6 protein-coding genes are annotated in these 8,103 nt (G+C 37.0%); all 6 read left to right on the top strand.

Features of this window, described 5'->3' with window-relative positions:
* Window positions 1-44: 44 nt before the first annotated feature.
* Window positions 45-2,300, top strand: coding sequence for an ATP-dependent zinc metalloprotease FtsH (gene ftsH, locus Q0K80_RS05305; RefSeq protein ID WP_294603942.1), 2,256 nt, complete (start codon window positions 45-47; stop codon window positions 2,298-2,300).
* Between the two features lie 46 nt (window positions 2,301-2,346).
* Window positions 2,347-3,222 carry an Hsp33 family molecular chaperone HslO gene (gene hslO / locus Q0K80_RS05310; protein ID WP_294603944.1) on the top strand — a complete coding sequence of 292 codons (876 nt, stop codon included), beginning with the start codon at window positions 2,347-2,349 and terminating at the stop codon, window positions 3,220-3,222.
* Window positions 3,223-3,291: 69 nt separating this feature from the next.
* Complete coding sequence (locus Q0K80_RS05315; protein WP_294603946.1) at window positions 3,292-4,872, top strand: ABC transporter ATP-binding protein; 1,581 nt, start codon at window positions 3,292-3,294, stop codon at window positions 4,870-4,872.
* Between the two features lie 108 nt (window positions 4,873-4,980).
* Window positions 4,981-5,601 (top strand): histidine phosphatase family protein, encoded by a 621-nt coding sequence (locus Q0K80_RS05320; protein ID WP_294603947.1) that lies wholly within the window; start codon window positions 4,981-4,983, stop codon window positions 5,599-5,601.
* Window positions 5,602-5,712: 111 nt separating this feature from the next.
* Window positions 5,713-6,732 (top strand): tRNA dihydrouridine synthase DusB, encoded by a 1,020-nt coding sequence (gene dusB, locus Q0K80_RS05325; protein WP_294603949.1) that lies wholly within the window; start codon window positions 5,713-5,715, stop codon window positions 6,730-6,732.
* A gap of 17 nt (window positions 6,733-6,749) precedes the next feature.
* Window positions 6,750-8,103: lysine--tRNA ligase (lysS, locus tag Q0K80_RS05330; protein WP_294603953.1), on the top strand; the 1,354-nt coding region annotated here is incomplete at its 3' end.

Consider the following 8,103-nt stretch of genomic DNA (forward strand, 5'->3'; position numbering starts at 1 on the left):
AAACTTTTATTCGTATATCTCTAGAAACTTTGCGGAGGTTTTATATGAAAAATAACCGGAATCGACTGTTTTCAAACGGTTTATTCTATATAGTTGTTTTCCTGTTTTTAGTAGGAGGACTCAACTGGGCGATTGGCGGATCAAATAATTCGGGTAGCAGTGAAAATATTAGTTACTCCGAATTTGTTAGTGATTTGCGCAAGGGAAAAGTTAAAAACTTTAACGTTCAACCTGCAAATGGTGTCTATACTGTTTCAGGTAGCTATAAAGAAACACAAAAAAGTAAAAACCAGTCAGATAATAATTTTGACTTTTTTAATGGTAATTCAGGATCAAAAGTAACTCGCTTTTCAACTACGATGTTACAAAATGATTCCAGCGTATCTAATGTTCAAGAATTAGCTCAAAAGAGCGGTACTAAGATGACGACTCAGGGTGAGTCACAATCTGGGAACTGGATCTCAACAATAGTTATGCTTGTACCGACCATTCTTTTCATTGTTATGCTTTGGATGATGGTCAGTCAAAGTGGCGGAGGTCGAGGCGGCAACGGCGGAATTATGAATTTTGGTCGTTCTCATGTTAAACCTGAGGACCCCAAGAAGAATAAAGTGCGCTTTTCTGATGTTGCCGGCGAAGAGGAAGAAAAGCAGGAACTGGTAGAAGTAGTTGAATTCTTAAAGAATCCGGCTAAATTTACCAAATTAGGCGCCAAGATACCTTCAGGTGTTTTGCTTGAGGGTCCACCGGGTACAGGTAAGACATTGTTGGCCCGTGCCGTAGCAGGAGAAGCAAATGTTCCTTTCTTCTCAATTTCAGGTTCAGACTTTGTTGAAATGTTTGTCGGTGTTGGTGCCAGTCGTGTACGTGACTTATTCACTAATGCTAAGAAAAATGCACCAAGTATTATTTTCATAGATGAAATTGATGCTATTGGACGCAGACGTGGTGGTAACGCCAGTGGTGGCGGTAACGATGAACGTGAACAGACTTTGAATCAGTTGTTAGTTGAGATGGACGGCTTTGAAGGCAACGAAGGCGTTATTGTTATTGCAGCTACCAACCGTTCTGACGTACTGGATCCAGCTCTATTGCGTCCAGGTCGTTTTGACAGAAAAGTATTAGTTGGTACACCTGATGTTAGAGGTCGTGAAGCTATTTTGCGCGTTCACGCTAAGAATATGCCTTTGGCTAATGATGTTGACTTAAAGGAAATTGCTCGTCAAACACCAGGTTTTGTTGGTGCAGACCTAGCTAACTTACTTAATGAAGCTGCACTGCTTGCAGCCAGACGAAACGGTAATAATATTACTGCTGCAGATTTGGATGAAGCTGAAGACCGTGTCATTGCGGGTCCTGCTAAGAGAAACAGTTTGATTTCTCAAAAGGAAAGACGCAGGGTTGCCTTTCACGAGGCTGGACACTCCATTTGTGGTTTAGTACTTAGTGATTCAAGAACGGTGCGTAAAGTTACCATTGTGCCTCACGGCAGAACAGGTGGCTATAACTTGATGTTGCCTAAAGATGATCAGTTTCTGTTAACTAAGAAACAATTAATGGAACAAATCGTTGGTCTGATGGGTGGTCGTGCTGGTGAAGAAGTTGTAGTTGGAGACCAGTCAACAGGTGCTTCAAACGACTTCGAACAAGCCACACAGATTGCCCACAGCATGGTTGTTAATTACGGAATGACTGACTCATTAGGAATGGTTGAACTTGAAAAAGAGGGCGAAACTAATCCTTATGGTTTTAAACCATATAGTGAAGCAACTTCAGCTAAAATAGATGAAGCTGTCAAGAAGTTACTTGATGAAGCCCACGCTAAAGCAGTTGAAATTGTTAAAAACAACCGTGAAAAGCATCGCATTATAGCTGAAGCTCTACTTAAGTATGAAACTTTAGATGAAAAGCAGATTATGTCTCTGTACACAACTGGCAAGATGCCTGAAAAGACGGAGCAAGAATATCCAAGCGAATCCAAAGCATCAACTTATGAAGAAGCTAAGGCTGCTGCTGAAAAGAAAGAAAACCATTCGCAGAAGAAAAATATTGTAAATTCCGAAAAGGCGCAGGAAGAAAGAGATGTCTCTCTAGAGTCACCCGCCCAAAAGAATGAGGAAGCAGAAGAAAGTAATCCTGAGAATCCAGAAAAAGCTGAATTTCCCAAGGAGTCTGAGATAGATACAGAAGAAAAAAAAACTGATTTTAATTCTTCTGAGTCGGAAAAAGATTCTGAGGATCAGCAAGATACAAAGGATACTGATAATTCACATAGTGAAGACGATCATCCTCAAGAATAATAATTAATAGGGCCTACTTTAGGCTCTATTTTTTTAGGAGAATAAAATGAGTGATTATTTAATTAAAGCAATTGATAAGACTAAAAATTTACGCTTATTAACGATTACTGCCAAGGATTTGGTTCAAGAAGCACAAACTCGGCACGATACCTGGTCAGCTTCTTCGGCAGTTCTTGGACGTACTTTGCTTGCCGGGGTTTTACTGGCAGGTGCTGAGCTCACAGACAAGGAAGAGTTGACTATCAGACTTTTAGGCAATGGTCCAGTGGGTCCAACAATAGTTACAGCCAAATCAGATTTAACTGTTAAGGGTTATGTTAAAAATCCCCATATTGCCTTACCACCAAAGGAAAATGGCCATATTGATGTTAAAAAAGCCGTCGGTGAAGGATGGCTTGAAGTTACCAAAGATTTGGGATTAAAAGAGCCCTATACAGGTCAAGTACCTATTGTTTCTGGTGAGATTGCAGAAGATATTGCTTATTATTTAACCAAATCAGAGCAGATTCCTTCGGCTGTTGGTTTGTCAGTTTTTGTTAATCCCAACAATACTATAGGTGAAGCAAGTGGATTTATGCTGCAAGCATTGCCGGGTGCTTCAGACAGTTTAATAACTAAGACTATTGAACGCATCAATAATTTGCCAACACTTTCTAGTGCTTTTTTAGCTGGTTTGACTCCTGAAAAATTGGCAGCTATGATTCTAGGCGATGACTGTAAGATTTTAGAAAAAGATGAAGTTGCATTCAAGTGTGATTGTTCTAAGGAAAAGTATGGTAAGATTTTAGCAACAATGAAGAAAAGTCAGCTTGAAACCATGATTAATGAGGATCACGGAGCAGAATTGACCTGTAGTTTTTGTGGTAATAAATATCACTATACAGAAGATGAATTAAAAACAATTTTGACTAAAATTAATTAATAAGTTATTGTCATATAAGTGATATGTATGTTTTATTCATTTTAGTTAAAATTTTGAAAAGGAAAGAAAATGGTTGGGAAATATTTACGACAGGTAGTTGATAGAATAGGAATATTAAAAATAGTATTTTTTTGTGTATTTCTTTTTGTTGCCTATGCCGTGTATTTTGCACAACCATATTTAATTACTGAATTATTTCAAGCCCATTTAAGTACAAATTTTCAAATATTGTTAGTCCTTGCTCTTGCAGTCTCATTGATGATGATGCCGTTAATAAACAGTTGTAATAATTCATTTATTCAGGCTGTAAGAAAATTTTCTAAACAAATTTTATGGGAGTCAGTTGTTAATAAGCCTTTTAGCTACTTTTCTGATAAATCTGTGGGAAAGGTTCAAAGCTACATTAAAGATGTTTCATTTGCATGCCGAGAGTTGGAGCAATCCGGCCTAGAAGTAATAGTGCAAATGTCTGTCATGCTTATTATGTATACAATAATGTTAAGTCTACAAAATATCTTTGTTGGTATTTTGTATTTATTATTCTTTATTAGTTATATGTTGATTTCGGTGTGGATGGCCAGACGAAATAGGGATAATGTAGCTGCATCGCTTAAAAGTGCTTCTAAAGTCAACGAATATATCATTGATTATTACAGTAACATTGAAACGATTTTATCAACTAATTCTAAAGACTTTGAAGAACAGAATATGGATAAAATATTGAATGATGAACAAAAGACTTTTATCAAGGTTCAAAGAATTACTAACGAGGCCTCTCTGTTCCAGCAATTTTTAATTGTGATTTTGGCTTGCATTATTACGGTTTTAGGGCAATTTTTAATTGGCACTAAAGAAAATCAAGCACTCTCTTTGATCCTGATGCTGCTATATTCTATTGTTAATTTGTCTGGCTTTGGCACCCAGTATTTAGCGATTGAAGAATTTTTAAACAGAATTCGTTCTGGCCTCTCCGAATTAGAGTACGGGAAAAAATCAACTGAGCATCCATCACATGTTCAATTTGATTCAAACAAAAAAGCAATAATCTTCAAACATCTCAGTTATTCTTACAAAAAGAAACAAGATGTTTTTAAAGATTTGAACTTAGAGTTTAAAAAAGGCAGAATAACCGCACTTATAGGACCTAACGGCACTGGTAAAAGTACACTGCTTAAACTGTTAACTGGCTTTTATCAGCCAGAAGATGGTCAAATTATTTTGCCCTTTGCCAATCAGCCTGATCTTATGTATTTGCCCCAAAATGCTCAATTATTCAACCGTTCAATATTGGATAACATTTGTTACCCTGATAATAAAGTCTCATCTGATAAATTGTTAAAACTAATTACTGAAATCAATTTAAACACTTTGATTCATTCCACAAAGGACTTAACAAGTAAAACACCGGGGGACTTTAAAAATAAAATATCAGGTGGTGAGAAACAAAAAATTTTGTTTCTAAGAGCAATTGTTGCAAAACCTCAGATTTTATTACTGGATGAATTTACCAGTAACTTAGACGAGAATACAATTACTATTGTTTACGATATGATTAAAAAATATTTACCAGAGACCACTATTATTAGTGTTGTTCATCGCTTTGAAGAACTGCAATATTATGACGAAGTGGTGCGACTAAAGCAGAGTTAATACTAAAAATTTTGCCCGCTTTTTCTTCTTTTCTGGAGATTAAAAGTGCGGTTAGTATCAACTTTGCTATAATGAAAGAGTTGAATAGATAAGTAAAGGAGAAAGTAAATGCTAAACGTATATATAGTTCGTCATGGCCAAACGGATACTAATAAAACTTTTGGTATAAATGGTTCAGGAACTAACTTACCATTAAATGAAACAGGCAGACAACAAGCCGAAAATTTACGCGACAGTTTTGACATTAACAAGATTGATTATGTTTATTCCAGTCCTTTAAAAAGAGCGCGAGAAACAGCAGAAATTTTAAACCAGGGTAAACATGAGATTATTATAGATGACCGTTTAACCGAAATGAATTACGGCAACTGGGATGGTAAAGATGTTCACGAAATAATTGAAAAGTATCCTCAAGTATTTGATGAACTTGGCTATTTCAAAGAGAACTACAGTGATTATTGCACAGGTGAAACCTACCAACATTTGGCAGATAGACTAATGGATTTCTGGCATGATCTAATTAATAATCATGAAAATGAGTCGGTTTTATTAGTATTTCATGGCACTGCTTCTCGTTCTTTGGTCCAGAATGTTTTGCAGATACCTAGAATTGCTTTAGTTGGCGAGATTCAAAATGCTGGTGTAATCAATATTTCTGTTGATGATCAAAGTAAAAAATCATTTTTGCGTTATTACAATAGGATTGCACCTGGTAAATTTTTTGATTAAAAAAGTGCATTATGTTAGTAAGCTTTAACTTTTTATTACGAAAAGTACGATGAATTTTGCTTATATGAGCCTTTTTGTTAAGATATTAAAGTGTTTTGAAAGGGTGATTTAGTGGATAATAGTTGGAAAATTCGTGATATTACTATTCCTAACCGTGTTGTAGTGGCTCCGATGGCAGGAGTGTCAAATTCCGCCTTTAGAATGATTTGTAAGGAATTCGGGGCAGGCTTAGTTGTTTGTGAAATGATTTCAGATCATGGCATTATATATCGTAATAAAAAAACTATGTCTATGATGAAGGTTGACCCGCGTGAGCACCCCATGAGTATTCAAATTTTTGGTGGTACTGAAGATACTTTACTTGAAGCTGCACAATATATTGACCAACATACTGCTGCAGACATTATAGATATTAATATGGGTTGTCCGGTTCCTAAAGTAACCAAAACAGATGCGGGCTCCAAATGGCTGCTTGATTCTAATAAAATTTACAAGATGGTTCACAAAGTTGTCCAAAATGTGGAAAAACCGGTTTCTGTTAAAATGCGTATTGGTTGGGATCGTAAACACATTTTTGCAGTTGAAAACGCGCTAGCAGCGCAGGAAGCGGGTGCCAGCATGATTGCAATGCATGGTAGGACTCGTAAACAAATGTATATGGGTGAAGCGGACTGGGAAACGTTGCACGATGTAGCACAAGTGCTTGATATTCCTTTTGTGGCCAACGGTGATATAACAACTCCGGAATTAGCTAAAAAAGCTTTGGATGAGATCGGATCAACTGCAGTTATGATAGGTCGGGCAGCCTTGGGTAATCCCTGGATAGTTAAAAATATGGTGCACTATTTAGAAACCGGTGAGAAACTTAAACCGCAAACGGTGCGTGAAAAGGTTGCTACGGCTAAGCATCAACTAAAAGGTTTAGTTGAATTAAAAGGGGAAAAGATTGCAGTTCCTGAATTTCGTCAACAAGCTGCCTACTATTTAAAGGGAGTTCCCCGCTCTGCACGTACTCGTGCTAAAATAAATGTGGTTTGGACAGCACAGGAAGTTTATGATTTGCTTGATAATTTCGTTGATGATTATGAAAAAAGGCAAAAACAAAGGACTGTCAGAAGTGAAGTTAATTAATAATGGAGGAAATGTAATTGGCTAAAAATGAAATGAATGACCAATTAATCGTTCGGCGCCAAAAGTTAGATGAATTAAGAGAGAATGGTATCGAACCTTTTGGAATGAGAAAGTTTGATCGGCAAGATTTAGCGCGGTCTTTGAATGAAAAATATTCTCAAGATGATAAAGATGAGCTAAACAAGGAATTGCCTAAGACTAAAATTGCTGGCAGAATGCTGGCAAAAAGAGGAAAGGGTAAGGTCGGCTTTGCGGATCTCTATGATCGGACAGGCAAAATACAGATTTATGTTCGTAAGGACATTGTCGGTGAAGACAATTATAAGATTTTTAAAAAGTCCGATATTGGCGACTTCTTGGGCATTGACGGCGAAGTTATGAAAACTGATACCGGTGAGTTAACGATTCGCGCAACTCATGTTACCTTTTTATCTAAGGCTTTACGTCCATTGCCAGAAAAATATCATGGTTTAAAAGACGTTGAACAAATATATCGTCAACGTTATCTCGATTTAATTACCAATCGCGAAAGTTATGAACGTTTTGTAAATAGAACAAAAATTATTCAAGCTATTCGTGACTATTTGAACAGCAAGGACTTCTTGGAAGTTGAAACTCCTGTTTTGCATAACATTCCAGGTGGTGCAGAAGCACGGCCATTTATCACTCATCATAATGCTTTAGATATTGATTTGTACATGAGAATTGCTTTGGAATTACCTTTAAAGCGTTTGATTGTCGGTGATATGGAAAGAGTATACGAAATTGGCCGTGTATTTAGGAATGAAGGCCTTGACACACACCATAACCCTGAGTTTACTGAACTTGAGACTTACTGTGCTTACTGGGATTTCCATGATGTCATGGATGAAGCAGAAGGCATCATTCGTGCTGCTGCTAAAGTTGTATCAGATGATGGCAAAATTACTTATCAGGGCACAAATATTGATTTGGGTAAGCCTTTCCGCCGCGTTCACATGGTAGATATGATTAAAGAAAAGACTGGCGTTGATTTCTGGCAAAAGATGAGTGTAGCAGAAGCTACGAAAATTGCTGAAGACCACGACATCAAGGTTGAAAGTTTCTGGAAAGTTGGTCATATCATTAACGCTTTCTTTGAAAAATATTGCGAAGAAACAATTGTTGACCCTACATTTGTTTACGGCCATCCAGTTGAAATTTCACCATTGGCTAAGAAAAATGCTGATGATCCTCGATTTACCGATCGTTTTGAGATTTACATCATGGGTGAAGAATACGGTAATGCCTTTTCTGAATTAAATGATCCTGATGACCAGCGCGAACGTTTTGAAGCGCAAATGGCAGAGCGTGAAGCTGGTAACGATGAAGCTGATATGATTGATGAAGATT

Source organism: uncultured Lactobacillus sp. (assembly GCF_945290125.1).
Lineage (GTDB): Bacteria > Bacillota > Bacilli > Lactobacillales > Lactobacillaceae > Lactobacillus > Lactobacillus rizhaonensis.